The following is a 25,680-nucleotide window of genomic DNA, read 5'->3' as shown; positions in this document are numbered from 1 at the left end:
CCTCTCGTTCGGTGAAGCGGCTTATACGGCTCGAGCCCTATACCGTCAACAGTGGAAATTGGAAAAAATCGAAAAAAGTGTCATCCGATTGAAATAATGACAGAATTTGCGCATTCCTAATGTAAGCTTCCGCTCTTGCCCAAAGTTGCGAGCGTTTCCCGTCCAGGCCAATCAGCCGCCATGTCCGGCGAGATCGGTCTTTGCCCTCTTTATAGGACAAGATCGCTCCTGCCGCGTAATCTCCTTATTCCGATGCTGTCTATAAGGATCACAGCGATCGGGCATCCCATGATCAATTCGGATCTTCGGCTCGGCAATGAGTCCGGCGCAACCCAAGCCTCTGACGGCCAGGATTTGACGAATGCGATCTGACATGAGACATGATTGCCACTTCGCCGATGACAGGTACCGATTACTCATCCTGAAGCAGGGGTTGGACAACACTCTATGACGCCAGACCGTGACATGATCCGCTCGCTGGGCAGCGATGCGCCGATCCTGGCAGATGGCTTTCGGGCACCGGATCGCCGCGAGATCTCGTTGCGCTGGCTCTCCGGTACGTTTCTCACCGGCATCACCTCCTGCATTCTCATGGGCGTCGCCCTCTTTGCGGCCCTTGATGGCCGCCAGCAGCTTGCCATCCCGGCAGAGGCCTATGCTGCCATCCCCCCCGATGAAGAAGCCGCAGAGACAGAAGATGCCGTCCGCGGCAATCGCTTGATCGCACCCAAGATCGCAGCGCGACCGGTCGACAAGGCCATTCTCGATGTGCCCACGGTCTTTCGGGACGGCGATCGTGAAGTGGTCCGCAAACTGCCCTTCGCCCATGTGAAGATGACACTTGCTGCAGACTATCCCGTTCAGGAGCGCTATCCCGCCTTCGATCCGTTGACGATCTTTGCCGTTCCCGAACAGGAACACCAGCTCGCGCCGCGCACGGGCACACTCTATGGCTCGGATGTCGAATCCGAGGTGACCCTTACCTCCAGGCCCTTCCCGACCGCGCCGGACAAACCGCTGGCCGGTGACATGACCTTTGACGAAGTTGAGGAGAATGTCCGTTCGAACGGCTCGGTTCTGACCACCGGCGACACACAGGTCGCAGCTCTCTACTACATCGATCCCCGCCGTTTTGATGCGGATGACAGCGACCTCGGTATCGCTGTCGGTCTGAGTGCCCGCGTCGTCGAGGAAAACATGAGCGTCTCCGAACCGGAGATCATCACGCCCGAGACACCGGAATATGCGGAGGACATTCTGCCGGTCCGCCGTCGCCAGACTGTTTCCGCCCTGATGATGGCATCCGGCTATCCACAATCTCGCGCAGACAGCGTCGAGAAGTCGCTCGCGCCTTTTGTCAAGGAAAGCGGGCTCGAAGAAGGCGATGTACTGCGGATCGGGCTTATTCAGCGCGGCGAAGAAGTGCGCCTCGTCCGGTTCACTCTCTATCATGCGGGACGTCACGTCGCGACAATGGCGGTCACGGATGGAGGTCGTCTGATCCGTGGTGTCGAGCCCCCGCAGCTCGATGCGGTCGCCGGCGCCTTTGACGGCGCGCGTCCGGCTATTGCCTCTGGTCGGGACTTGCCACGGGTCTATGACGGCATCTACCGGGCAGCACTCTCCTATGGCATGAGCACGGACCTGACCGCACTTGTCATTCGTCTGCTCGCGGCCAATGTCGATTTCCAGGCGCAGCTGAAGCCCTCGGACACGTTGGAAGCCTTCTTCTCGGTCTCCGACGAGGAAGGCCGCGCTACGGCTGATTCAGAATTGCTGTATGTTCGGGCGCGATTTGGTGACAATCTGACCCAATTCTATCGCTTTCAGAACCCGGACGACAATTCCGTCGATTATTACGATGAAAACGGCAAGTCGATCCGCCAGTTCCTGCTGCGCAATCCGCTTCCCGGCGGCCGCTTCACATCGTCCTTCGGGATGCGGCGCCATCCCATTCTCGGCTATTCCCGAATGCACACAGGCGTCGACTGGGCCGCTCCGCGCGGAACACCCATCATTTCTGCAGGTAATGGCGTGGTCGAAAAGGCCGGTTGGGCATCAGGTTACGGCAACCAGACCCTGATCCGCCATGCCAATGGCTACGTCACCTCCTATAATCACCAAAGCGGCATCGCCAAGGGCGTCGTCCCGGGTGCCAAGGTGACCCAGGGCCAGGTCATCGGTTATGTCGGCTCCACGGGAGCCTCGACCGGCACCCATTTGCACTACGAGCTGATCGTCAACGGAACCAAGGTCGATCCGATGAAGGTTCGCCTTCCGGGCGGCAAGACACTGGAGGGCACGGCCCTGGCGAATTTCCAGACGGAGCGGCAGCGGATCGATACGCTGCTTCAGGGGACGGGCCGACCTGCCCAGGTTGCCAATCGCTAGATCGGTTCCAGCTAAATTGCAGAGCCGTTCCGCCTCCCGACTGGCGCGAAGCGAACGAGATCGAGCTCTTCCACGATACCGTTTAGCCCGAAAGGCGGGTGTGTCCTTGGCCGCCCCTGCCCGCTTTGTCTCGCAAGCGGTCAAGATCTGATTGCGAACGCCATCCCTTGCAGGCGCTACCCGACATAGGGCTGTTGCGTGTCGATACAGAAGTCAGCCTGCCCTTGAAGTTTGGCTTGAGCACGAGGGCGCGGACCTGGCGAAGTCGGACGCCACTTAAAACTATCCAGAAGGAACCGCCCTTTCTCTCAAATACCAGCTTTCAGATTCATCAAAAAGAATGAGTTGCATGATGTCATGACCTGCAATTTCTAGCAGGGATTGATTATGATCGAAGTCCTTTTCATGTTTCGCGGTCGCCTCAACAGACTCCAATATTTTCTGACTGGTCTCGTCGCTCACCTGGTGGTCGGCGGTGTGGCAGTCATCGGAATCATGTCCATGCGGTCAGGCAGTGGAGTTCAGATACTCCTACTCTTGGCCCTGTTCGGTCTCGTCAGCCTCTGGATGTCACTCAGCCTCCAGGCGGCCAGAATTCGTGACATTGGTCTGAGCCCTCTCCTTGTGATGCTGGGTTTCACGGCGGTCTTCGTGGTGGCCTATGGTGCGGAAGCTCAGATGGTCGGTACGCCGATCGGATCGCTGCTTTCAGCGCTCACGATAGGACTGCAGCTCGTTTCCGGGTTATTTCTACTATTCATGCCGGGCGATAGCTTCTCCTGGACGGCGCCTGACGCTCCGAGACCCGACCACCCGTCTCTCGACCGGCGGACCGTCGCGGCTCGGAACGGGTCCCCGACACCGACGCGATCAGGCGTGACGCGGTCATCGGATCCCACCAGCCAGCGGTCGTCGGGAACGGCATCTCAAGCGGCACAGGCACGGCCCGCCTTCGGCCGCCGGGGCATGTGAACCGTCTGGGAAAACTGAAAAAGGGCGGCCCATTGAGCCGCCCTTTGTTGCTTGCGTGCCGGCGGATCAGGCCGCCTGGCTGATATCCCTCTCGGGCGAGATCAGCAGCCGATCACTGCCGGCTTCGACCTTGACGCGGGCGCCGTCCAGCACCTGACCGGACAGGATCTGCTCCGCGAGCGGGTCCTGCAGATATTTCTGGATGACCCGCTTCAACGGCCGCGCTCCATAGACCGGGTCGTAGCCCCTGTCGGCAAGCCAATCGCGCGCGCCGCTTTCAAGATCGATCACGATCTTGCGCTCGGCCAGAAGCTGCACGAGACGCTTCATCTGGATATCGACGATCGCCCCCATTTCGCCGCGCTGCAGCCGGTGGAACAGGATGATCTCGTCGACGCGATTGAGGAATTCCGGCCGGAACGAGGCCTTCACCACATCCATCACCTGATCGCGCACCATGTCGGTATCCTGACCCTCGGCGAGACCCGTCAGATAGTCTGCCCCGAGATTGGAGGTCATGATGATGATCGTGTGCTTGAAGTCGACGGTGCGGCCCTGGCCATCGGTCAGTCGCCCGTCATCAAGCACCTGCAGCAGCACGTTGAACACATCCGGATGCGCCTTTTCGATCTCGTCGAACAGGACGACCTGATAGGGTTTGCGCCGGACAGCCTCCGTCAGCGCGCCACCTTCATCATACCCGACATAGCCCGGAGGCGCCCCGATCAACCGTGAGACCGAGTGCTTCTCCATGTATTCCGACATGTCGAGCCGCACCATCGCGCTTTCGTCATCGAACAGGAAACGGGCAAGCGACTTGGTCAGCTCCGTCTTGCCGACACCGGTCGGCCCGAGGAAGATGAACGAGCCAATGGGCCGGTTCGGATCCTGCAGGCCAGCACGCGCCCGGCGAACGGCCCGCGACACGGCTTGTACGGCATCGCCCTGGCCGACGACGGATTTCGCCAGCTCGTCTTCCATCCGAAGCAGCTTGTCGCGTTCGCCTTCGAGCATCTTGTCGACGGGAATGCCGGTCCAGCGCGACACCACATGGGCAATCGCATCCGGGTTCACGACCTCCTGCACCATGGCATTGCTCGAACCATCCTGTGCTTCCGCGGCAGCCAGAGCCTTTTCAAGGTCCGGGATAACACCATAGGTCAGTTCGCCAGCGCGCTGGAACTCTCCCTTGCGCTGGGCAATGGCCAATTCGTTGCGCGCCTCGTCGAGCTTGCCCTTCAAATCTGCGGCAAGGCCGAGCTTCTGCTTTTCCGACTGCCAGCGGGCGGTCAGCGCATCCGCCTGTTCTTCAATCGAGGTCAGTTCGGTCTCAAGACGCTTCAGCCGATCGACGGAAGCCGTGTCGGTTTCCTTCTTCAATGCTTCTCGCTCGATCTTCAGCTGCATGATCCGGCGGTCGAGTTCGTCAAGCTCTTCGGGCTTGGAATCCACCTGCATGCGCAGCCGCGATGCCGCTTCGTCCATCAGGTCGATCGCCTTGTCGGGCAGAAAACGGTCTGTGATGTAGCGATTGGAGAGCGTGGCAGCCGCAACCAGGGCCGAGTCCGAGATCCGGACCTTGTGGTGCTGCTCATATTTCTCCTTCAGCCCGCGCAAGATCGAGATCGTGTCTTCGACCGTCGGCTCATCGACCATGACCGGCTGAAAGCGCCGGGCAAGGGCTGCATCCTTCTCGACATGCTTGCGATATTCGTCGAGCGTCGTCGCACCCACGCAGTGCAACTCGCCGCGTGCCAAAGCTGGCTTCAACAGGTTGGACGCGTCCATCGCGCCATCCGCCTTGCCGGCACCGACCAGCGTATGCATCTCGTCGATGAACAGGATGATCTCGCCGTTTTCGGACTGGACTTCGTTCAGAACCGCCTTCAGGCGCTCTTCGAACTCGCCGCGATACTTGGCGCCGGCAATCAGGGAGCCCATGTCGAGCGCCATCAAACGCTTTTCCTTCAGGCTTTCCGGCACGTCGCCATTGACGATACGCAGCGCCAGCCCCTCGGCAATCGCCGTCTTGCCGACGCCGGGCTCACCGATCAGGACGGGATTGTTCTTGGTGCGGCGAGAGAGAACCTGGATGGTGCGGCGGATCTCGTCATCCCGGCCGATGACCGGGTCGAGCTTGCCGTCGCGCGCTTCGGCAGTCAGGTCACGGGCATATTTCTTCAAGGCGTCGAAACCCTGTTCGGCATTGGCGCTGTCGGCTGTCCGGCCCTTGCGGACCTCGTTGATCACCTGGTTCAGCCCATTGGCCGTAACGCCGCCCTTCTTCAGGGATGCAGATGTCGACGCCGAGCTTTCAATGGCGAGCGCCAAGAGCAGGCGCTCGACGGTGACGAAACTGTCGCCGGCCTTTTTGGCGGCCTCTTCAGCCGTCGAAAACACCTTGGCGAGCGGCTGTGCCAGATACACCTGTCCATTGCCACCGGACACCTTGGGCAGTTTGGAAAGGGCAGCATCATTGGCAAGCCGGACGGCCTTCGCGTCACCACCGGCACGCTCGATCAGCGAGGAGGCCATGCCCTGCTCATCATCGAGCAAGACCTTCAGCACATGTTCCGGCAGAAACTGCTGATGCCCCTCGGAGAGGGCATTGGTCTGTGCCGACTGCAAGAATCCGCGCACGCGTTCGGAATATTTCTCGATATTCATGGTCAGTCTCCGTTTCCCCGCACTGCCCGCAATCGGCACAGGCGGATGGTTTGGATCAGGCCCCCGTGTGGCAGGCCCCGAAGCGACTTCGCCGCTCCCTTGAGCGAGATATGGGAGCGGGAATTTTCCCTTTAAAGAGGCCGTGAAACGAAAAACTCCGGGACATGCCCGGAGTTTCGCAATCGTCAAACTGAAGAGGAAAATTATTCGGCGACAACGTCCGCCAACGCCGGAGCCTCACCTTCGTCATTGCCTTCACCACCCTCGTCCGAACCCGCGCTGCGGCGCGGCTGACGGCGGGGACGGTTTCCGGCGTTGCGACGGCGCGGCTGGCGTTCTCCTGCCGCTTCTGCCGTGATTTCGGCAGCAGCAGCGACGGCTTCCGCCGGCATATCTTCGATCACCGGCTGCGGGCCTGAGCCTGCGATATCCGGCTGTGCCTGCGGCTGCGGCTGGGCCTGAGGCTGGGGCCGATGCTGCCTCTGCGGTCGGCCCTGTTGCTGCGGTTGCGGCTGGGACTGCACGGCCTGCTGATTCCCACCGTCACCGTTGTGGCCGTGGTTATCGTCCGAACCGTCCATGTCCTCGCCGTCCCGCTCGTTGTAGTCCTGACGGTCGTCGCGATCGTCACGGTCTTCACGCGGGAAGCGTTCCTGCATCTGCTGCTGGGCAGCAGCGATGATGCGGTTATAGTGCTCGGCGTGCTGCAGGTAGTTTTCGGCCATGACGCGGTCACCAGAACTCTGGGCATCGCGTGCGAGCGCACCGTATTTTTCAGCAATGTGCTGGGCCGTACCACGAATCTTCACATCCGGACCCGAGCTATCATAGGTCCGGGTCAGCGGGTTCTGGCCCTTGCGGTTGAAGTTGCCTCCACCACCGCCATTGTTGTTATTGTTGTTGTTACGCCCCCGACCACGCTTGTTCTGCTGTCCTGGCCTCATAGATAATTCACCTGAATGTCTTTGTTGTGCTGATGAAGGGGCAACGCTATTGGCTCTGGTTGAACCGGCCAAGTCCCAGCGTGCCGTTGGCAGACCGCGCCCTCGCCTTGCTTACCGCTGGTGAAAGTCGAGATTACTGAGTTACGCACCGGCCTTGCGAGCTTGGCGGAGTTCGATAACGAACCAGTTCCGAAGCCGGTCGGGACATGAACGAATCTTCGTTCTTTCTCCGCCACCCGTTGCGTGCCCGCAAGCTATCCCGCTTCCCGCGCAAAACCAAGTGTTTTTCTTGATATCCTCCAAATATCCTTAGCAAGCGCAACAAAACCGTCAGCGACGATTATGGGTGAATACCAATACCCGATCTCTTCCGCCCAGATCCTTGCGCTCTTCGAGAAGTAAAAAATCTTTTTCGCCAAAGACTTGCACGACTTCGTCTCGCTGGTCAAAGCCGATTTCAACACCAACAAGACCACGCTCCAGGAGATGGGAGGCCGCCTCGTCCGCAATGGCGCGATAAGCCTCCAACCCGTCGGGCCCGCCATCAAGTGCGCGATGTGGATCGTATTTCAGGACCTCAGGCTCCAGATCGACCATAACCGCACTGCGAATATACGGTGGGTTCGAGACGATGATGTCGAACCGCTCCGGCACACGAACGAACCACGGGCCTGCACGGGTCTCGAAACGGGACGCCAATCCCAGCCGCTCGGCATTGCGCGCCGCCGTCGACAATGCATCCTCGGAGATGTCGACGCCAACCGCCTGCGCCTGGCCGCATTCGTGCAAGAGGGCCAGCGCGATGGCGCCCGTTCCTGTGCCCAGGTCGAGGATGGAGGCACGCCCCTTCTCGCCAGCGATGCGTACAACGTGGGGAAGCATCGCATCGACAAGCACTTCCGTGTCGGGGCGAGGCTCAAGCGTCTCCGCAGACAGGCCAAGCTCTAGCCCGTAAAACTCCCGTGCCCCAAGAATGCGGTGGATCGGTTCGCGCGCCAACCGTCGCAGGAACCCCTGCTCCACGGAAGCAGCAATAGTCGTGTCCAGCACGCGATCACCATCGACAAGCAATTGCGTCGATGTGAGCCCGGCAATCCCGCCAACCAGGATTCGCGCATCGGAAGCAGGCTCGGGAAGGCCCGCCGCCTCGAAGCGCCGCCGCGCGTCAAGGATCAGAGCGCGCACCGACGCCGTGTCCGTCATGGCTGCACATCACCCAGTTGCGCCAACTGGCCGGCCTGATAATCGGAGATCAGGGCATCGACCATCTCGTCGATTTCACCTTCAATCATCCGGTCAAGCTTGTAGAGCGTCAGGTTGATGCGGTGATCCGTGACGCGGCCCTGCGGGAAGTTATAGGTGCGGATACGTTCAGAGCGATCGCCGGAGCCAACCTGGCTCTTGCGGTTGGCTGAACGTTCGCTGTCCGCCTTCTGGCGTTCAATGTCATAGAGCCTGGAGCGCAGCACCTGCATCGCCTTTGCCCGGTTCTGATGCTGCGACTTCTCTGACGACGTGACGATCAGGCCCGTCGGCAAGTGTGTGATGCGAACGGCGGAATCGGTCGTATTGACATGCTGTCCGCCCGCGCCGGATGCGCGCATCGTGTCGACACGAATATCTTCCGGCCGGATTTCGATATCGATCTCTTCGGCTTCCGGCAAAACGGCGACCGTTGCGGCGGATGTATGGATGCGGCCGCTAGCCTCCGTTTCCGGAACCCGCTGAACGCGGTGCACACCGCTTTCGAACTTCAGCTTGGAAAACACGCCCCGGCCGCTGATCGTCGCGATGATTTCCTTGTAGCCGCCGGCTTCCCCTTCGCTGGCCGAGAGCACTTCCACCTTCCAGCCCTTGGTCGACGAAAAGCGCTCATACATGCGAAACAAGTCGCCTGCGAACAGGGCCGCCTCAGATCCGCCGGTTCCGGCCCGGATTTCGACAATCGCGCTCTTCTCGTCGGCGGCATCCTTCGGCAGGAGCAGGATCTGGATGGCGCCTTCTAGCGCCTCGATGCGGGCATCGACCTCCGGAAGCTCCATCTCCGCAAGATCGCGCATTTCGCGGTCCGTCGTCTTGTCGGAGAGCATGGCCCGCAGGTCGGCAGCCTCAGCGGTCGCTGCCTCATAAACCCGGATCTGTTTTACCACAGGCTCGAGTTCAGAATATTCCGACGCCAGTTTCACATAGACGTCCGCAGCCGGGCCCGCCGACATCCGCGCCTCGATCTCGCCGAACCGGCGTTCGAGTTCGCGCATTTTCTCGACAGGAAGCTTCGCCACCCACTACTCCAGGATCTTCGTCAGGTTCAGACGGAAATGTCGTTGGCACCCGCAAAGCGGATAAGCCAATCGCGGACTGACACACCCGGTGCATCGTCGTCAAGCACCGCTCCGAGCTCGGCTGCGAGGGTGCCCACATCGAGACCAAGCAACATTGCTTTCACCGGGCCAATCGACGTCGGCGACATAGAGATGGACCGGAAACCGATCCCGAGCAATGCCATGGCCGAAAGCGGCTTCGACGCCATCTCACCGCAGAGCGTCACCGGCGTATTGTTGCGGTCGCCTGCGCGCACGATATCGCGCAGGATCCGCAGGAACGGACGGCCGAGCACATCAAAGCGATCCGCTACCCGCGCATTGCCACGATCCACCGCCATCGAGAACTGGAAGAGATCGTTGGAGCCGACTGACACGAAATCGACCTCGTTCATCAACTCGTCCAGCTGCCACAGCAGCGCCGGCACTTCGAGCATCGCCCCGAACTGCAGCTTCTTTGGCAGTTGATGGCCGAACTTCGACAGGTGCTGCACTTCCTTCTGCATCAGTTCACGCACAGCCCGGATCTCCGAAACCTCGGTGACCATGGGCAGCATCATCTTCAGCTCCGCCCCGGAAGCCGCCTTCAGCAGAGCCCGCAATTGGGTGCGCAACAGGCCGGGCCGATCGAGCGAAAGGCGGATGGCACGCCAGCCGAGTGCTGGGTTTTCCTCTTCCTGAGACCGGAAGTAGGACACGACCTTGTCCCCGCCGATATCCAGTGTACGGAAAGTGACCGGCCGTCCGGCCGCCTGCTTCAGAACGCTGCGGTAAAAGCTCTCCTGCTCCTCGCCCTTCGGCATGGTGGAGGAAATCATGAACTGAAGTTCGGTCCGGAAAAGGCCAATGCCATCGGCACCGGAATCGGCAAGCTGCGGCAGGTCGACCAGAAGGCCGGCATTCATCTGCAGCTTGATCCGGTGCCCGTCACGGGTCAAAGGCTCGACATCGCGCAGTGCCCGGAACTGTTCCTGCCGTTTGGCCCGCAGCTTGACCTTCTCTTCATAGGCCTTCTGCATCTCGGCGACCGGGCGCACATGCACCTTGCCGTCATCGCCGTCGATGATCACTGGATCGCCGTTTTCCGCCAGCGCCACCACGCCCGCCGCCTGTCCAACGACCGCAATGCCCATGGCGCGCGCCACGATCACCACATGGCTGGTAACGGCGCCCTCTTCCAGCACCAGGCCCCGCAGGTTGGCACGCGGATAGTCGAGGAGTTCCGCTGCCCCCATGGCGCGGGCAAAGACGATGGCGTCGTTAGGAAAACCGTTCGCCGAACTGCGCGGCGAAAATCCGGTCAGCTGACGCAGCAGGCGGTTCGCCAGATCGTCGAAATCATGCATCCGCTCGCGCAGATAGGGATCGGTGAGGCGCATCATGCGCGCCTTGGTGTCGCTCTGCACCTTCTCGACCGCAGCTTCCGCCGTCAGGCCGTTGTGGATTGCCTCCTCCATGCGCCGCACCCAGCCCTGGTCATGGGCGAACATGCGGTAGGTCTCGAGCACGTCGCGGTGCTCGCCTTCCATGGAGATCTCGCGCCGCGACAGCATGTCGTCGATCGAGATGCGCAGCGACCCCAGCGAATCGGCCAGCCGGCGGATTTCCGTCTCGCTGTCTTCGTTGAGCAGATTGGTGACAACGATGCGCGGCTCGTGCAGCACGACATAGCCGAGGCCGATGCCTTCCGAATAGCTGTCGCCGTCGATGGTCACCGGGCGCGTCAGGTCAAGCTCAAGACCCGGCCGGGTGATCTTCTTCAGTTCGCCCGTCGCGATCATCTCGGCCAGCACCATGGCCGTGGTTTCGAGCGCTTCCAGCTCGTCCTCGCGGTAGTTGCGCTGGGCCTTGTTCTGCACGACGAGAACGCCAAGGCTTCGCCCGGCGCGCAGGATCGGCACGCCGAGGAAGGAATGGTAGATCTCTTCGCCGGTCTCCGGCAGATAGCGGAAGGCTGGATGCGCCTGAGCATCCGAAAGATTGAGCGATTGCGCGGAGGCCGCGATCGTGCCGACCAGACCCTGGCCCATTTTCAGCTGGGCCAGGTGAACCGAGTCCTTGTTCAGACCCTCGGTCGCATAGAGCTCGAGAACGCTGTCGGAGCGCAGCACATAGACCGAGCACACCTCGGCAACCATGTTGCTCGCGATCTGGCGAACGATCCGGTCTAGACGCTCCTGCGGCTCGAGCGGCTCCGCCATCAGTTCGCGCAGCCGCTTGAGGAGGACGCGGGGACCCGCAGAAAGGTCTCTCATCGCGCTTTTTGCTCCACTTCCCATTGGTCAGCGGCTTGTTACCCTTACCTTTTCAGGGGTTCGGTCACGCGTGTCCGCTCTCAGGAATCAATTCTTATCCAGACCGTAGCAGGAATGCAAAGTCCGAACCGCAAGCTCAGCATAGGGACCGTCGATCAGGATGGAGATCTTGATCTCCGAGGTGGTGATCGCCTTGATGTTGATGCCCTTTTCAGCCAGCGCCCGGAAGGCGGTTGCAGCGACGCCAGCATGGCTGCGCATGCCGATACCGATGACCGAAACCTTGACCAGACCCTTTTCGCTCTGGAGAACGTCGAAGCCAATCTTGTCCTTGTTGTCGTTGAGAACAGCAAGCGCCTTGTCAACGTCGCCCGAAGGCACGGTGAAGGTCATGTCGGTCTTCGAGCCGTCCTCGGAGATGTTCTGGACGATCATGTCGACATTGATATGCGCTTCGGCCAGGGGCCCGAAGATGGCGGCCGAAACACCCGGACGGTCGGACAGACGACGCAACGAGATCTGCGCTTCATCCTTGGCATAGGCGATACCGGTGACTACTTCCTGTTCCACGATCTCTTCCTCATCGCAAATCAACGTGCCGGGCGGGTTCATCAGATCGCCCATGCCCGGCGCATCGGGATCTTCAAAGCTGGAGCGCACGAAGGTGCGAACCTTGTGCACCATGGCAAGCTCGACCGACCGCACCTGCAGCACCTTGGCGCCGAGCGAGGCCATTTCGAGCATTTCTTCAAACGCAATCTTCTTCAGGCGACGCGCCTTCGGCTCGATGCGCGGGTCGGTCGTGTAGACGCCATCCACATCGGTATAGATATCGCAGCGGTCCGCCTTCACGCCGGCAGCAATCGCTACGGCCGAGGTATCCGAACCACCACGACCGAGCGTCGCGATGCGGTTGTCAGGACCGATACCCTGGAACCCGGCGACGACAGCCACCTGGCCCTCGCCCATGCGGCGGATGATCTCGGTGCCGTCGATGTCCTGGATACGGGCCGCGCCATGGGCGTTGTCGGTCTTGATCGGGATCTGCCAGCCCTGCCAGGAGCGGGCATTGACGCCCAGCGACTGCAGCGCGATGGCGAGCAGTCCTGAGGTCACCTGCTCACCGGATGCAACAATGGCATCATATTCGCGGGCGTCATAGAATGGCGATGCGGCACCGGCAACTTTGGGCATGTTCTGAACCCAGTCTACCAGCTCATTGGTCTTGCCCGACATGGCAGACACCACAACAGCCACTTCGTGGCCTGCATCGACCTCACGTTTGACGTGGCGCGCGACATTGTGGATGCGTTCGAGATTTGCGACGGATGTACCGCCGAACTTCATGACGATGCGAGCCATAGACTTTAAACCGTATGCCTTGAGAAACGCCGGACCCCGGCGGAGAAAACACCGGCCTGCGCTGAAAGCCACAGGTTGCGGGGCTTTTAGTCCATATGTTCCCTCTGCGCAACGGCCACATCATGCCCAAACGGTACGCTAGGCAACGCTTTTTCGCAGACAAATAATTGCTGACTTTTGCGCAAGACGATCGCGGGCTCGCTGATGTGAAAAAGGGGCGCAAAAATGCGCCCCTCTCCATTTCCCGAGCATTCCCCTGTCGCTCAGCGGCAGGCGTTCGGATCTTCCTTGCAGCGCTTTTGTTCAATCATGCGACGCAGCGGACTATTGTCGCGGTCGTTACCGCTTTGCGCGCGCTCCGGCCGGGGGCGACGCTCCTCCTCGCGCCGGCGGTCATCGCGCCGGCCTTCGTCCCGCCGGTCACCATCGCGCCAGTCGCGGTCCGGCTGGCGTCGGTCATTGTCACCGCGCCAGTCCCGATCACGATCACGGTCGCGGCGGTCGTTGTCACTGCGCCAGTCGCGATCACGGTCACGGTCACGATCGCGCCGATCGTTATCGTCGCGCCAGTCCGGACCATTGCTCCAGCGATCGCGCTCACGGTAGAACGACCGCCCGCGGTAATGATCATCCCAATAACGTCCGACACTGAACGTCACGGTTGGGATGCCGAGTGGGCGATAGTATTCCGGCTCAACATAGACGCGGCGTTGTGAGTAGCTCGTCTGGAGATAAGAGCCGGAAATCCAGCCGCGATAACCAGCTACGGACACGTCACACCAGTTGGCACTCGACAGACATCCGCGAATATCGACGCGACTGCCGGCTGGAACGACGAAAACGGCCGGATAGCGGGTGCTCGGGCCCGACCGCATGTTAACATTGGCGGTTGAAAAAGCCGGTGCAGCCTCGGCGATCGCCGGCAGGGCGACGCTCGATACCGCAGCCGCGGCCATGAACCAGAATTTATGCATTCTCTGTCTCCTGATAGTGGACGACGGTAAGCCGTGATGTCGCGCTCTAAACGTCAAGCATCGATCTCAGGTTCCGTTGACCGGCGAAAGGCGCACTGCGACCTCCCATACCCTTGACTTCGCAGCCCATTGAGACGACTTGAAGGCCAAGGCAGTGCAGGAGTGAAAAGCATGAGCGCAGAGGCACGCACCACCATTGATCAGGCAGAAGTCGACCGTTTCTCGGCCATGGCGGCGGAATGGTGGGACCCGACCGGCAAGTTCAAGCCGCTGCACAAGATCAATCCGGTCCGCTTGGCTTATATTCGCGACAAGGTTTCGGCACATTTCGGCCGCGATCCCTTGAGCCATCGCCCGCTCGAAGGGCTGCGCATTCTCGACATCGGATGCGGCGGCGGCCTCCTCTCCGAGCCTGTCGCCCGCATGGGTGCAAACGTGCTCGGCGCAGACGCCTCGGAAAAGAACATCAAGATCGCCATGACCCATTCGGCCCAGAGCGGCGTCGAGGTCGACTACAGGGCGGTTACGGCAGAGGCGCTCGCCGAAGCCGGCGAAACCTTCGACGTGATCCTCAATATGGAAGTGGTCGAGCATGTTGCCGACGTAGACTTCTTCCTGTCGACCTGCGCCTCCATGGTGCGCCCCGGTGGCCTGATGCTGGTCTCGACGATCAATCGCACGATGAAGGCGGCGGCACTGGCGATCTTCGGTGCGGAATACGTCCTGCGCTGGCTGCCGCGCGGCACCCACCAGTATGAGAAGCTCGTCCGTCCGGAAGAGATCGAGGGACCGCTTGCCAAGAACGGCATGCAGGTCAACGAGCTGAAAGGCGTTTTCTTCAATCCGCTGCAAAACCAGTGGAACCTGTCGAGCGACATCGAGGTCAACTACATGGCGCTGGCCAGTCGCCCGGCTGTCTCGTCATGACGGGTGCGGAAGCCGTCGTCACCTTCTGGCGTGAAGCCGGACGACAGAAGTGGTTCACCAAGGACGACGCCTTCGATCAGGCGATCCACGATCACTTCCGCGACCTTCATTTCCGCGCAGCCCGCAACGAATTCCCGGACTGGATCGAGACACCGGAAGGCGCGCTCGCCCTGATGATCCTGCTCGACCAGTTTCCGCGCAATCTCTTCCGCGGCTCCGGCCATGCCTTCGCAACCGATCCGCTGGCGCTCTCTTTGGCAAGGGAGGCCATCGCACGCGGCCACGACCGCGCCGTCGAGCCCGAACTTGCAGCCTTTTTCTACCTGCCCTTTGAACACTCCGAGGATCTGGCAAACCAGGAGCGCAGCGTCGAACTCTTCAAAGCCCTGCATGAACGGGCTGGCGATCAGGACTATCTCGACTATGCGATCGTCCACCGCGACATCATCGCCCGCTTCGGGCGCTTCCCCCACCGCAACGCAGCCCTCGGGCGGGAAACGACGGCTGACGAGCAGGCTTTTCTCGATGAAGGCGGCTTCAAGGGCTGAAGTCGACAGGCACAGCCGTCAATTCACGTCATCCGGCAAGACCGGAATGGGCGCAATCTCGATGCCTTCGTCGATCAGGGACTTGACCTCAACGGCGGATGCTTCGCCGATGATGCCACGCGCCTCGGCCTCGCCATAATGGATCTTGCGGGCTTCTTCCGGGAAACGGGTGCCGACATCCTCGCTGCTTGCGCGAATCTCCCGGATCGCCTCCTTCAACTTGATCATGGCCTGCTTCTGGACGGCAGACACGGCAAGCGCTTGGGTCGCTTCCCGGGCACGCGCTGTCGAGACCGAAGGCGCCATCAGCACCTTCGACACATCTTCGGAACCGCAGATCGGGCAGGTCAGAAAGCCTGAGGCCTTCTGCCGATCGAACTCCGCACTTTCCGAGAACCAGCCATCAAATTCATGGGCCTTATCGCAGCACAGGCTGTAACGGATCAAACCGTGACGCCTCCCTTCGCCAGAACAGGCGCGATATCGAGCTGGAAATCACGTCCATTCTTCAGGTTCGGGATCTTGGCGCGGCAGGCCTTCACCGCTTCGGTGTCGATCTCGGCCATCACCACAGCCTCGCCCGTGCCGCCGGCCGCAGCAAGAATCTTGCCCCAGGGTCCGACGATCATCGAATGACCAAAGGTCTCGCGGCCATCTTCATGCAAACCGGCCTGGGCAGCAGAAATCACGAATGCCCCGTTTTCGATCGCGCGGGCGCGAAGCAGGATTTCCCAATGCGCCTCGCCGGTCTGCTTGGTGAAGGCGGCAGGCGTCGTCAGGATCTCGGCACCGGCCATGGCTTCTGCCCGAAACAGGTGCGGGAACCGCACGTCGTAACAGACGCCGAAACCGATCTTGGCAAACGGCAGATCAGCGACCAGGGCCCGCTCGCCTGGACGATACACAGAGCTTTCCCGCCAGCTCTCGCCATTGTCGAGATCGACATCGAACATGTGGATCTTGTCATAGGAGGCGATTTTAGCGCCATCAGGTCCGAACAGGAAAGCGCGGTTGGCGATTTTGCCGTCGGGGAGCTTGATCGCGGTAGACCCAACATGCAGGTGAATGGCGAGTTCGCGCGCCAGATCCGAAGCCGCTTTGACGATCAGGTCGTTTTCCTCGTCGCGCAAGACCCCCATGAGGCCCGGGCGATCCTTCTGCACGGCCCCGGTCATCTCCGGAGTCTGCACATAGATCGCGCCGCGCGCGGCTGCATCCTTCACAAGACGCGCCATGCTCTCGGCATTTCGCTGAGGATCGACGCCGGAACACATCTGAACGGCAGCAGCCTTGAATGTCATCGGTCCGAATTCCTTATCGTGCGAGCATGGGGTCGAGTTTACCGGCGCGGTCGAGGGCATGAAGGTCGTCACAGCCGCCCACATGGATGCCGTCGATGAAGATCTGGGGAAAGGTCGATCCGCCATGCGCCTTTTCGATCATCTCTTCACGCAGCGCTGCATTTCCGGTCGCGTCATGCTCGGTATAGGAAACGCCTTTTTCCTGCAGAAGCGACTTGGCACGGGCACAATAGCCACAGCCTTGTCGGGTATAGATCGTCACTTGCGCCATCAGGAACTCCACTGCTCATCGGCAGGACACTTGTGTTGTTTCAATTCAATCATATAGGACCGGAAAGAGCCCTTGCAAAGGTCAAAACAGTGACCTCTGCGGCACCTGCCCGCTTCAGCACAGAAGTCGCAGCGCTGACGGTTGCCCCCGTCGTATAGACGTCATCAATCAGCACGAGACGCCGTCCGAAGACGAGATCGGCATGCGCCTTCGGCACCTCGAATGCACCGCGAACGTTGAGCGCGCGCTGCTTCGCCGTCAGCCCCACCTGTTGCTCCGTCCGCCTGCGGCGCACCAATACCTCCGCAAGAAAAGGCTTGCCCGACTGTCGAGCCAGATGCCTTGCCAGCTCGGCCGACTGGTTGAACATCCGCCGAAACATCCGCATGCGGTGCAAGGGCACCGCGACCACGCCGTCTGCACCGGCCACTTCCGGGGCCGCCGCTCGCAACATCCAGGAAGCCATCATCGGGGCGAGATCTACACGGTCGCGATACTTGAGGTCGTGCACCAGCTGTCGGGCCATCCCTTCATAGAGTGCGACGGATCGGAGCCTATCAAAAACAGGCGGATCGGCGATTGCCTCCGGTGACACTGCCCCCTCCCCCTCATCATAGGCAAAGGGTGAACCGAGGATCTCGCAATAGGGTCGTTCGATCTGGCGAAAGCCACTCCAGCAGTCCGGGCAAAGAGCATGATGGCGTAACGTCAGGACCTGACATCCGGCGCAGGTCGGCGGATGAATGAAGGAAAACAGCCCGCGCATCAGTGTCGCGGCGCGGACCCTGCTGACGGAAGCCGATTTCTGCACTATCTGACCGAGCATGCCTTGACTTTAAGCGCAGCCCCGCGCCTTTGCCAATGCCTGTTTCCGGAAGGCCAATCATGAACGAAATCTTCGACGAAACCCTCATTGCCCACAACCGTCACCGGGCGATCACCCGCTTTGTGCAGGGCAGCGATTTCCTGCTTGGCGTGGCGGCACGCGAGCTTGGAGAACGTCTGGCGCTGGTCGAACGCCGCTTCGAGGATGGAGTGGAACTCTTTGGCGCAACCGGGCTCGCAGCCGGCGCCGCCCTCGAAACGGGCAAGATCGATCGGATGCGGCGCGTGGAAACCGACGAGGCTTTCGCGGTGGCCGGTACGCCTGTTCAGACGAGCGGTTTCGAAACGGTGCCGCTTGAGCCGGAAAGCACCAACCTCATCCTGTCGCCACTGTCGCTGCATCTCACCAACGACACGCCGGGCATGCTGATCCGCATGCGTCGTGCCTTGAAACCGGATGGCCTGCTTTTGGCAGCCATCCCGGGTGCCGGCACCCTGGCGGAATTACGTGATGTGCTGCTGGCCGCAGAAACGGAACTCTATGGTGGCGCCAGCCCCCGCGTGATCCCCTTCCCCGATATCCGAGATGTTGGATCCCTGCTGCAGCGCGCGGGCTTTGCCCTGCCCGTCATCGACGAGGAGAGCTACACCGTCCGCTACGATCATATCTTTGCGTTGATGCGGGATTTGAAGGCCATGGGCATGGCAAATCCGCTGATCGGCCGCAGCAGGCGGCCTGTATCACTCAGCTTCTTTCTGCGTGCCGCTGAACTCTACGCCGAACGCTACGCCGATCCGGATGGCCGCATCCGGGCCACCTTCTCGATCATCTTCGTCTCGGGCTGGGCACCGCACGAAAGCCAGCAGAAACCACTCAAGCCGGGATCAGCCAAGATGCGCCTTGCCGACGCACTGGATCCGAGCCGAACCCGTGATCTCTGACTTGAAAGCTATTAGTCGGCCATCTTCGCGTTGGCATCCGTGATCTGTGTCTCAACGGCTTTGAGTGTGCCGGTGAGAGAATTCGTGAATGCACCATAGCCGCTGATCAATGCAACGCTCATGATCGCGGCAATCAAGCCGTATTCGACGGCAGTCGCGCCTTTGAGGTCAGCTATCAACTCGTGGAAGAGGCGCATTATAACTCCTGATCAGGATCGGGGCGGAGCGTGGCTAGCCAACTCCAGGTGGAGGGTTTGGGTCTAGCAGGACTGGCCGGATCCATAGCCATTGACGATGCAGACAGACCCGGGGGTTTCCTGAAGAACGCTGCGGCGCACGGTATAGCGTTTGCCGTTGTCGTCCTTCGGAATGGAGCCCGTCGAGATCATGTCGATGTCTTCAGGTTGAAAGGCGAGCGTCTTGCGGTCGATCCGTTCGGAAAGCATGGGGGTGAGAACGAGCGAAAAGGCGATCGCCGCTGTTGCAAACAGCAGGGCGATGTTCAGCACGCCGACACGGCCGACTCTCGGAAGAGACCGTTCCCGTGGCTGTGCAGCCTTCTGAAATTCCTCGTTTACCATAATATACCCCGCACACGTTCAACACGCATGAACAGGCTCATTCTGGCCCGAGGGGTATAAACGTTTGATTAATGAGCGCCGTTAAATGCAAGCTTCCTTAAAGAAGATCCTGCAAGAAAGGGATCAACGGCTCGTCGGCCGGCGGCATCGGATAATCGCGTAGCGCTTTAGCGCTCACCCACTTCAAAGCCTGCCCTTCGAGCCCCTGTGCGATGCCTTCGTACCGGCGGCAAATGTAAAGCGGCATCAACAGGTGGAAAGTCTCGTAGGTATGGCTGGCAAAGGTCAGCGGCGCGAGGCAGGCGACCTTGGTCTTGATGCCGATCTCTTCTTCGAGCTCCCGGACCAGCGTCTCCTCCGGCGTCTCGCCAGGCTCCACCTTGCCGCCGGGAAACTCCCAGAGGCCGGCAAGCGACTTGCCCGGCGGCCGCTGGGCAAGAAGGATACGGTTGTCGGCATCGACCAGGGCACAGGCTGCGACCAGCAAGATGGGCTTCTTCTGGTCGCGGATTTCAGTCTCGTTCATGCGCCCACCTTCCGCCAATAGGCATAGCGATAGGCCTCGGTGAAGCCCATCCTGGCGTAAAGGGCAAGCGCCTCGCGATTGTCCGACACCACCTGCAGCCAGGCGCTCCGCGCGCCGCGCATCCGGGCCCATCTGAGTGCAGAGGTCAGCACTTCGATTCCGAGCCCCCGGCGACGACGATCGGCGCGCACCGCGAGCGACATGATGCCCGCCAGATCATTGTCCTGCACACAGAGCGCCACGGCCTGCGCGCCGTCCTCGGCATCCTCGATGACAAAGAGCCCCGTCGGCGGCTGGATGCTCGTGATGATCTCGGCCAATGCCGGCTTTCCCGCCGCATCGCCTGCATGGACCGCAATGTCCGCATCGACATAACGCCCGACGTCCTGGGTGGGCAAATGGTCGAGGGTATCGGGCAGATCGAGGTGTGTGAGGTCAACGGTCATCGTGACCACCTCCTCGAAACGCTCCCAGCCATCCGCAATCATGAAGTCGATCAGCGGCTTGGGCGTCAGCGGCGTTTCCCGGACCAGAAGCGGACGTCCATGCGAGGCAAAGCGCCGCCCCGCCTTCTCGATGCGAAGGGCGATATCGCGGCTGTCGGACGGGTCGAGTGCGACAACACAGTTGATCCGCTTCGACGCATGGCTTCCGGTCAAACGGATCTGCCAGCTACCATCATAAACCACGCTGCTGGCCGGCCAGGCGCGGAAACCCACGGCTTCCAGGCGCCGCACCAGCGGCAGATTGGGATCGCTTATTGCATGCATGCCGGTATCAGCTCCGGTAGTCGCCGTTAATCGCGACATATTCCTTGGTCAGGTCGCAAGTCCAGACGGTGGCAGATCCCGAGCCAAGCCCGATATCGACAATCACCGGAATGTCCTCGCGCTCCATCACAGCAGTCGTCGCATCTTCGGAATAGGCCGGATCCCGCTCCCCGTTGACGGCGACGCGCACATCGCCGAACCAGATCGCCAGGCGATCACGATCCGCCATCTCGCCGGACTTGCCGACCGCCATGACGATACGGCCCCAATTGGCGTCTTCACCGGCCACGGCCGTCTTCACCAGCGGCGAATTGGCGATCGACATCGCGATCTTCTTTGCGGCAGCGTCGTTTTCGGCACCCTTGACGGTGATCTCCACCATCTTGCGCGCGCCCTCGCCGTCCCGCACCACCTGCAGCGCCAGATCCTTCAGCAGATCATTGAGGGCGGCGCGGAATTCCGTCAGCCGCGCATCGTCTGCCGTCTCGATCCTGGCCTGGCCGTCTGCCGATGCAGCACCGGTCGCAAACAGCATAAGCGTGTCGGATGTCGAGGTGTCGCTGTCGACCGTGATCGCATTGAAGCTCGGCTCGACACCGGCCGAAAGCATCCCCTGCAGTGCCGCGGAGGAGATATCGGCATCGGTCACCACGAAGGACAGCATGGTCGCCATGTCGGGGGCAATCATGCCTGCACCCTTGGCAATCCCGTTGATACGGACGCTCACACCGTCGATCGTCGCCGTGCGCGTTGCGACCTTCGGATAGGTATCTGTGGTCATGATGGCCTTGGCGGCCTCAAGCCAGAAGTCACCGGTCGCATCCGCAGCCATCTGGTCAAGCACGCCGGAAAACTTCGAGGCATCCAGCGGCTCGCCGATCACGCCGGTCGAGGCAAGGTAGATTTCATCGACGCCGCATCCGAGGGCAGCGGCCGCAGATTTTGCCGTAAGCTCGGTGGCCGCCTTACCCTTGACGCCGGTAAACGCATTGGCATTGCCGGAATTGACCACCACGCCGCGCGCCACGCCATGCCCGAGATTCTGCCGGCAGAAATCGACCGGCGCAGAGGGGCACTTCGACTTTGTGAAGACACCTGCGACAGCCGCCGGCTGGTCAAAGGCCATCAGCAGCACGTCGGTGCGGTTCTTGTACTTGATGCCGGCAGCGGCAGTCGCCATCCGCACACCGCGGATCACAGGCATCTCGGCATAGGATTTTGGAGCGAGCGGAGAAATGGTGGAGGTCATCGGAAAGGCCCTAATGGAAGGCCCGCAAACTGCGGGCCTTTGGATAGAAACATCGGGTGGCGGAGCTTACTGCTCCTGCTTGTTGGCCTCTTCATAGCCCTTGCGCAGAGCTTCGTCGACGATCTCGACGGTCTGGTCGGCCTTCGCCTTGGTGATGAGCTCGAGATACTTGTCGCGCATGACCAGCTGGCGGACCTGCTGGGCAACGTCGTCATAGGACGGCGGCGGCGCATCGCGCTTGTCTTCCATCTTGATGACGTGGAAGCCGAACTGCGTCTTCACCGGGGTCTTGGAGTAGGCACCCTTTTCAAGCGCAAAAGCGGCTTCTTCGAATTCCGGAACCATGCGGCCCTTGGAGAAATAGCCGAGGTCGCCGCCTTCCGTCTTGTTCGGGTCGGTCGACTTTTCCTTGGCGAGTTCGATGAAGTCCTTGCCGGCATCGAGATCAGCGATGATCGCCTTGGCTTCTTCCTCGGTCTTGACGAGGATGTGACGTGCACGAACCTCTTCCTGCTTCGGAAGGGCTGCAATTTCCTTCTCGTAGCGGGCCTTGACCTCGTCATCCGTCACAGCATCGACGACGTTCTTCTTGAAATAGATGTTGTGCAGTTCGCGCTCGGCGATGAAGTCCATGCGACGCTTGTATTCGGCATCGTCCTTGAGGCCGGCAGCGGTGGCGGTCGCCGCCAGCAGCTTCACGTCGATGGCGCCGGAGAGCGCGGCGACTTTCTTCTGCTCGTCCGGCAGCTGGGAGAGCTGCGGATCAAGGTTTGTCACGGCAAGATCGAGTTCGGATTGAGTGATCTCCACGTCGCCAACCTTGGCGACCACGGCATCCTCTGCAAAGGCAGGAGCGCAGAGAGCCAGTACGGAGACACTGGCGGCAACGAGAAACTTGTTAAGGCGAAGCATGAAAGACCTTTCGGATGGTGAACCGTTTCAAGACCGCTCGAATCGGGCAAAAAATTGTCCGATGCCCGGCAACTGCGGGGCTTTGGCACCTGCCTGCGCCGTTGACATCATTCGACCCCCCTCTTATCTGTCACGCAACCTCGCGTCCAGAGAAGTTTAGGGGCGAATTGTACCGAGCGATCCGCGTTTATTGTGGTCGTCACGGTACGTCAACGATATGACGAAGGTCAGAAAGGACCATCTTATGGTCAGTCTTGGTGGACTTGCGCGCAAAATTTTCGGCTCGTCAAACGAGCGTCGCGTGCGTTCCTATCAGTCTCGCGTCGCCGCCATCGGCGCGCTCGAAGAGCAGATGAAGGCGCTGTCCGATGCCGAACTTGCGGCAAAGACCGAACAGTTCAAGGCCGAAGTCGCCGGTGGCAAGTCGCTGGATGACATCCTGATCCCGGCTTTTGCCGTTGCTCGCGAAGGCGCACGCCGCGCGCTTGGCATGCGTCCCTTCGACGTGCAGCTGATCGGCGCGATGATCCTCAACGACAACGCCATTGCCGAAATGAAGACGGGCGAAGGCAAAACGCTGGTCGCGACCCTGGCCGTCTACCTGAACGCGCTCAGCGGCAAGGGCGTGCATGTCGTAACAGTCAACGACTACCTCGCCCGCCGCGACGCCATGACGATGAGCAAGCTCTACAGCTTCCTCGGGCTCACCACCGGCATCATCGTGCATGGTCTGTCGGATGACGAGCGCCGTGCGGCTTATGCCTGCGACATCACCTACGCGACCAACAACGAACTGGGCTTCGACTATCTGCGCGACAACATGAAGTATGAGCGCGGCCAGATGACGCAGCGCGGCCATAACTTCGCGATCGTCGACGAAGTGGACTCGATCCTCGTCGACGAAGCTCGCACGCCGCTGATCATCTCCGGTCCGCTCGATGACCGTTCGGATCTCTACAACACAATCGACGCCTTCATCCCGCTTCTGTCGGAAGAAGACTACGAAATCGACGAGAAGCAGCGCTCGGCCAACTTCTCCGAAGTCGGCACGGAAAAGCTCGAAAACCTGCTGCGCCAGGCCGGTCTTCTCAAGGGTGAGAGCCTCTACGACGTCGAAAACGTCGCGATCGTGCATCACATCAACAATGCGCTGAAAGCCCACAAACTCTTCACCCGCGACAAGGACTATATCGTCCGCAACGACGAGATCGTCATCATCGATGAATTCACCGGCCGCATGATGCCGGGCCGCCGTTACTCGGAGGGCCAGCACCAGGCCCTGGAAGCCAAGGAAAAGGTCCAGATCCAGCCGGAAAACCAGACGCTGGCCTCGATCACCTTCCAGAACTACTTCCGCATGTACAAGAAGCTCGCCGGCATGACCGGTACGGCAGCGACCGAAGCGGAAGAATTCGGCAACATCTACGGCCTCGAAGTCGTCGAAGTGCCGACCAACCTGCCGATCCAGCGTATCGACGAGGACGACGAGGTCTACCGGACCGTCGAGGAAAAGTTCAAGGCGATCATCGAAGAGATCAAGGTCGCCAGCGAACGCAACCAGCCGGTTCTCGTCGGCACGACCTCGATCGAAAAATCCGAGCTTCTGGCAAACATGCTCAGCCAGTCCGGCTTCAAGGACTTCAAGGTCCTGAACGCCCGCTACCATGAGCAGGAAGCCTATATCGTGTCCCAGGCCGGGGTTCCCGGCGCCGTCACGATCGCCACCAACATGGCCGGCCGCGGCACCGACATCCAGCTCGGCGGCAACCTCGAAATGCGCCTCGAGCACGAACTGGCCGAGATGGAGCCAGGTCCCGAGCGCGACGCCAAGGCTGAAGCCATCAAGGCCGAAATCGCAGCCCTGAAGCAGAAGGCGCTCGAAGCTGGCGGTCTCTATGTCATCGCCACCGAGCGCCACGAAAGCCGACGCATCGACAACCAGCTGCGCGGCCGCTCCGGCCGTCAGGGCGACCCGGGCCGCTCGAAATTCTACCTGTCGCTCCAGGACGACCTGATGCGCATCTTCGGCTCCGACCGTATGGACGGCATGCTGCAGAAGCTCGGTCTGAAGGATGGCGAGGCCATCGTCCATCCGTGGATCAACAAGGCGCTCGAACGCGCCCAGAAGAAGGTCGAAGCCCGCAACTTCGACATCCGCAAGAACCTTCTGAAGTATGACGACGTCATCAACGACCAGCGCAAGGTGATCTTCGAACAGCGCATCGAGCTGATGGATGCCACGGACGTCTCGACGACGATTGGCGACATGCGCCACGAAGTCATCGAGACCATGGTTGCCATCCATATTCCGCCGAATGCCTATGCTGAACAGTGGGATGTCGCCGGCCTGAAGCAGAAGGTCGCGATGACCCTGAACCTCGACCTGCCGGTCGAAGTCTGGGCAGCCGAAGAAGGCATCGCCGAAGACGACATCTACAACCGCCTGATCGAAGCCGCCGACAAGGCCTATACCGACAAGGCAGAGCGCTTCGGCCCCGAACTGATGGCCTATGTCGAGCGCTCGGTCCTGCTGCAGACAATCGACAATCTGTGGCGCGAGCACATCGTTAATCTCGACCATCTGCGCTCGGTCGTCGGTTTCCGCGGCTATGCCCAGCGCGACCCGCTGCAGGAATACAAGGCGGAAGCCTTTGAACTCTTCCAGGCCCTGCTCGCCAATCTGCGCGACACCGTGACCACCCAGATGGCGCGTGTCGAGCTTGTTCGCGAACCCCAGCCGGCCCCGGAATTGCCGCAGATGCAGCTGCATCACGTCGATGCAACGACCGGCGAGGACGAGGTGGCAGATATCAACCGCGACCCGAACGACCCCTCAACCTGGGGCACGGTCGGCCGCAACGAGCCTTGCCCCTGCGGTTCCGGCAAGAAATACAAGCACTGCCACGGCACGCTGGAAGCCTGAAATCCGATCTTCCCGGCTT

23 protein-coding genes are annotated in these 25,680 nt (G+C 60.8%); 6 read left to right on the top strand and 17 right to left on the bottom strand.

All coding sequences use genetic code 11. The annotated features are described in order from the left end of the window. The first annotated feature begins 447 nt into the window (after positions 1–447). Together IP76_RS16745 and IP76_RS16740 are read left to right on the top strand one after the other, a co-directional pair. A complete protein-coding gene (locus tag IP76_RS16745) occupies positions 448–2,391 on the top strand; it encodes a M23 family metallopeptidase (RefSeq protein WP_054159379.1) in 1,944 nt (647 codons plus the stop codon). 387 nt (positions 2,392–2,778) lie between these two features. Continuing rightward, positions 2,779–3,363, top strand: a complete 585-nt coding sequence (locus tag IP76_RS16740; RefSeq protein WP_054159378.1) for a DUF805 domain-containing protein — start codon at positions 2,779–2,781, stop codon at positions 3,361–3,363. A gap of 66 nt (positions 3,364–3,429) precedes the next feature. On the opposite strand, the gene clpB is transcribed toward IP76_RS16740, so the two are convergent. From clpB to IP76_RS16705, 7 genes are all read right to left on the bottom strand, one after another. After that, positions 3,430–6,030: an ATP-dependent chaperone ClpB gene (clpB, locus tag IP76_RS16735; RefSeq protein ID WP_054159377.1), complete on the bottom strand. Its 2,601-nt coding sequence runs from the start codon at positions 6,028–6,030 to the stop codon at positions 3,430–3,432. 203 nt (positions 6,031–6,233) lie between these two features. Beyond that, entirely contained in the window at positions 6,234–6,974 is a 741-nt protein-coding gene (locus IP76_RS16730; RefSeq protein WP_054159376.1) for a DUF4167 domain-containing protein, read from the bottom strand. A gap of 330 nt (positions 6,975–7,304) precedes the next feature. Next, positions 7,305–8,177 carry a peptide chain release factor N(5)-glutamine methyltransferase gene (gene prmC, locus IP76_RS16725; RefSeq protein ID WP_054159375.1) on the bottom strand — a complete coding sequence of 291 codons (873 nt, stop codon included), beginning with the start codon at positions 8,175–8,177 and terminating at the stop codon, positions 7,305–7,307. Next, positions 8,174–9,256, bottom strand: a complete 1,083-nt coding sequence (prfA, locus tag IP76_RS16720) for a peptide chain release factor 1 (RefSeq protein ID WP_054159374.1) — start codon at positions 9,254–9,256, stop codon at positions 8,174–8,176. Before prfA ends, prmC begins: the two co-directional genes overlap by 4 nt. Positions 9,257–9,282: 26 nt before the next feature. Further along, a complete protein-coding gene (gene ptsP / locus IP76_RS16715; RefSeq protein WP_054159373.1) occupies positions 9,283–11,550 on the bottom strand; it encodes a phosphoenolpyruvate--protein phosphotransferase in 2,268 nt (755 codons plus the stop codon). Positions 11,551–11,637: 87 nt separating this feature from the next. After that, positions 11,638–12,912: an aspartate kinase gene (locus IP76_RS16710; protein WP_054159372.1), complete on the bottom strand. Its 1,275-nt coding sequence runs from the start codon at positions 12,910–12,912 to the stop codon at positions 11,638–11,640. Between the two features lie 263 nt (positions 12,913–13,175). Beyond that, positions 13,176–13,886 (bottom strand): SH3 domain-containing protein, encoded by a 711-nt coding sequence (locus tag IP76_RS16705; RefSeq protein WP_054159371.1) that lies wholly within the window; start codon positions 13,884–13,886, stop codon positions 13,176–13,178. A 171-nt stretch (positions 13,887–14,057) separates the two neighbouring features. On the opposite strand from IP76_RS16705, the gene ubiG reads away from it, so the two are divergent. Continuing rightward, positions 14,058–14,813, top strand: a complete 756-nt coding sequence (gene ubiG, locus IP76_RS16700; RefSeq protein WP_054159370.1) for a bifunctional 2-polyprenyl-6-hydroxyphenol methylase/3-demethylubiquinol 3-O-methyltransferase UbiG — start codon at positions 14,058–14,060, stop codon at positions 14,811–14,813. Beyond that, the gene (locus tag IP76_RS16695; protein WP_054159369.1) at positions 14,810–15,361 is read left to right on the top strand and encodes a DUF924 family protein; all 552 of its coding nucleotides are present in this window, start codon (positions 14,810–14,812) and stop codon (positions 15,359–15,361) included. Before ubiG ends, IP76_RS16695 begins: the two co-directional genes overlap by 4 nt. Before the next feature lie 18 nt (positions 15,362–15,379). Here the strand turns inward: IP76_RS16695 and IP76_RS16690 are convergent, their stop codons facing one another. The 4 genes from IP76_RS16690 to IP76_RS16675 are packed head-to-tail and all read right to left on the bottom strand — an operon-like array spanning position 15,380 to position 17,699. Then, positions 15,380–15,808, bottom strand: a complete 429-nt coding sequence (locus IP76_RS16690) for a DUF1178 family protein (RefSeq protein WP_054159368.1) — start codon at positions 15,806–15,808, stop codon at positions 15,380–15,382. After that, positions 15,805–16,662, bottom strand: coding sequence for a carbon-nitrogen hydrolase family protein (locus IP76_RS16685; RefSeq protein WP_054159367.1), 858 nt, complete (start codon positions 16,660–16,662; stop codon positions 15,805–15,807). Before IP76_RS16685 ends, IP76_RS16690 begins: the two co-directional genes overlap by 4 nt. A 13-nt stretch (positions 16,663–16,675) precedes the next feature. Continuing rightward, complete coding sequence (gene grxC / locus IP76_RS16680) at positions 16,676–16,933, bottom strand: glutaredoxin 3 (RefSeq protein ID WP_054159366.1); 258 nt, start codon at positions 16,931–16,933, stop codon at positions 16,676–16,678. A 49-nt stretch (positions 16,934–16,982) separates the two neighbouring features. Further along, the gene (locus tag IP76_RS16675; RefSeq protein ID WP_245281487.1) at positions 16,983–17,699 is read right to left on the bottom strand and encodes a ComF family protein; all 717 of its coding nucleotides are present in this window, start codon (positions 17,697–17,699) and stop codon (positions 16,983–16,985) included. Between the two features lie 119 nt (positions 17,700–17,818). Here IP76_RS16675 and IP76_RS16670 point away from each other — a divergent pair, with 119 nt between their 5' ends. Further along, positions 17,819–18,700: a methyltransferase domain-containing protein gene (locus IP76_RS16670; RefSeq protein ID WP_054159364.1), complete on the top strand. Its 882-nt coding sequence runs from the start codon at positions 17,819–17,821 to the stop codon at positions 18,698–18,700. A gap of 11 nt (positions 18,701–18,711) precedes the next feature. On the opposite strand, the gene IP76_RS16665 is transcribed toward IP76_RS16670, so the two are convergent. The 6 genes from IP76_RS16665 to IP76_RS16640 form a co-directional block, all read right to left on the bottom strand. After that, positions 18,712–18,897, bottom strand: a complete 186-nt coding sequence (locus tag IP76_RS16665) for a Flp family type IVb pilin (RefSeq protein WP_054159363.1) — start codon at positions 18,895–18,897, stop codon at positions 18,712–18,714. A gap of 63 nt (positions 18,898–18,960) precedes the next feature. Next, entirely contained in the window at positions 18,961–19,281 is a 321-nt protein-coding gene (locus IP76_RS16660; RefSeq protein WP_054159362.1) for a hypothetical protein, read from the bottom strand. A 97-nt stretch (positions 19,282–19,378) separates the two neighbouring features. Next, complete coding sequence (mutT, locus tag IP76_RS16655) at positions 19,379–19,807, bottom strand: 8-oxo-dGTP diphosphatase MutT (RefSeq protein ID WP_156318616.1); 429 nt, start codon at positions 19,805–19,807, stop codon at positions 19,379–19,381. Next, complete coding sequence (locus IP76_RS16650; protein ID WP_245281485.1) at positions 19,804–20,577, bottom strand: N-acetyltransferase; 774 nt, start codon at positions 20,575–20,577, stop codon at positions 19,804–19,806. The genes mutT and IP76_RS16650 overlap by 4 nt, the downstream gene beginning before the upstream one ends. A 7-nt stretch (positions 20,578–20,584) precedes the next feature. Beyond that, a complete protein-coding gene (argJ, locus tag IP76_RS16645) occupies positions 20,585–21,826 on the bottom strand; it encodes a bifunctional glutamate N-acetyltransferase/amino-acid acetyltransferase ArgJ (RefSeq protein ID WP_054159360.1) in 1,242 nt (413 codons plus the stop codon). 66 nt (positions 21,827–21,892) lie between these two features. Further along, positions 21,893–22,738: a peptidylprolyl isomerase gene (locus tag IP76_RS16640; RefSeq protein ID WP_054159359.1), complete on the bottom strand. Its 846-nt coding sequence runs from the start codon at positions 22,736–22,738 to the stop codon at positions 21,893–21,895. Positions 22,739–22,982: 244 nt separating this feature from the next. Here IP76_RS16640 and secA point away from each other — a divergent pair, with 244 nt between their 5' ends. Then, positions 22,983–25,661 carry a preprotein translocase subunit SecA gene (gene secA / locus IP76_RS16635; protein WP_054159358.1) on the top strand — a complete coding sequence of 893 codons (2,679 nt, stop codon included), beginning with the start codon at positions 22,983–22,985 and terminating at the stop codon, positions 25,659–25,661. Positions 25,662–25,680 lie beyond the last annotated feature (19 nt).

Origin of the sequence: Rhizobium sp. AAP43, from assembly GCF_001296045.1 — a bacterium.
Classification (GTDB): Bacteria; Pseudomonadota; Alphaproteobacteria; order Rhizobiales; family Rhizobiaceae; genus Allorhizobium.
Note: the sequence above shows the minus strand (reverse complement) of the source record. Positions and strands in the feature narration are given on the sequence as shown.

Coding starts and splice junctions, on each gene's coding strand:
- IP76_RS16670 (WP_054159364.1), top strand. CDS start 17,819: ATGAACGAAATCTTCGACGAAACCCTCATTGCCCACAACCGTCACCGG.
- ptsP (WP_054159373.1), bottom strand. CDS start 11,550: ATGAGAGACCTTTCTGCGGGTCCCCGCGTCCTCCTCAAGCGGCTGCGC.
- prmC (WP_054159375.1), bottom strand. CDS start 8,177: ATGACGGACACGGCGTCGGTGCGCGCTCTGATCCTTGACGCGCGGCGG.
- IP76_RS16650 (WP_245281485.1), bottom strand. CDS start 20,577: ATGCATGCAATAAGCGATCCCAATCTGCCGCTGGTGCGGCGCCTGGAA.
- IP76_RS16705 (WP_054159371.1), bottom strand. CDS start 13,886: ATGCATAAATTCTGGTTCATGGCCGCGGCTGCGGTATCGAGCGTCGCC.
- IP76_RS16740 (WP_054159378.1), top strand. CDS start 2,779: ATGATCGAAGTCCTTTTCATGTTTCGCGGTCGCCTCAACAGACTCCAA.
- IP76_RS16665 (WP_054159363.1), bottom strand. CDS start 18,897: ATGCGCCTCTTCCACGAGTTGATAGCTGACCTCAAAGGCGCGACTGCC.
- IP76_RS16745 (WP_054159379.1), top strand. CDS start 448: ATGACGCCAGACCGTGACATGATCCGCTCGCTGGGCAGCGATGCGCCG.
- clpB (WP_054159377.1), bottom strand. CDS start 6,030: ATGAATATCGAGAAATATTCCGAACGCGTGCGCGGATTCTTGCAGTCG.
- mutT (WP_156318616.1), bottom strand. CDS start 19,807: ATGAACGAGACTGAAATCCGCGACCAGAAGAAGCCCATCTTGCTGGTC.
- IP76_RS16695 (WP_054159369.1), top strand. CDS start 14,810: ATGACGGGTGCGGAAGCCGTCGTCACCTTCTGGCGTGAAGCCGGACGA.
- IP76_RS16685 (WP_054159367.1), bottom strand. CDS start 16,662: ATGACATTCAAGGCTGCTGCCGTTCAGATGTGTTCCGGCGTCGATCCT.
- IP76_RS16730 (WP_054159376.1), bottom strand. CDS start 6,974: ATGAGGCCAGGACAGCAGAACAAGCGTGGTCGGGGGCGTAACAACAAC.
- grxC (WP_054159366.1), bottom strand. CDS start 16,933: ATGGCGCAAGTGACGATCTATACCCGACAAGGCTGTGGCTATTGTGCC.
- secA (WP_054159358.1), top strand. CDS start 22,983: ATGGTCAGTCTTGGTGGACTTGCGCGCAAAATTTTCGGCTCGTCAAAC.
- IP76_RS16660 (WP_054159362.1), bottom strand. CDS start 19,281: ATGGTAAACGAGGAATTTCAGAAGGCTGCACAGCCACGGGAACGGTCT.
- argJ (WP_054159360.1), bottom strand. CDS start 21,826: ATGACCTCCACCATTTCTCCGCTCGCTCCAAAATCCTATGCCGAGATG.
- ubiG (WP_054159370.1), top strand. CDS start 14,058: ATGAGCGCAGAGGCACGCACCACCATTGATCAGGCAGAAGTCGACCGT.
- IP76_RS16710 (WP_054159372.1), bottom strand. CDS start 12,912: ATGGCTCGCATCGTCATGAAGTTCGGCGGTACATCCGTCGCAAATCTC.
- IP76_RS16640 (WP_054159359.1), bottom strand. CDS start 22,738: ATGCTTCGCCTTAACAAGTTTCTCGTTGCCGCCAGTGTCTCCGTACTG.
- IP76_RS16675 (WP_245281487.1), bottom strand. CDS start 17,699: ATGCGCGGGCTGTTTTCCTTCATTCATCCGCCGACCTGCGCCGGATGT.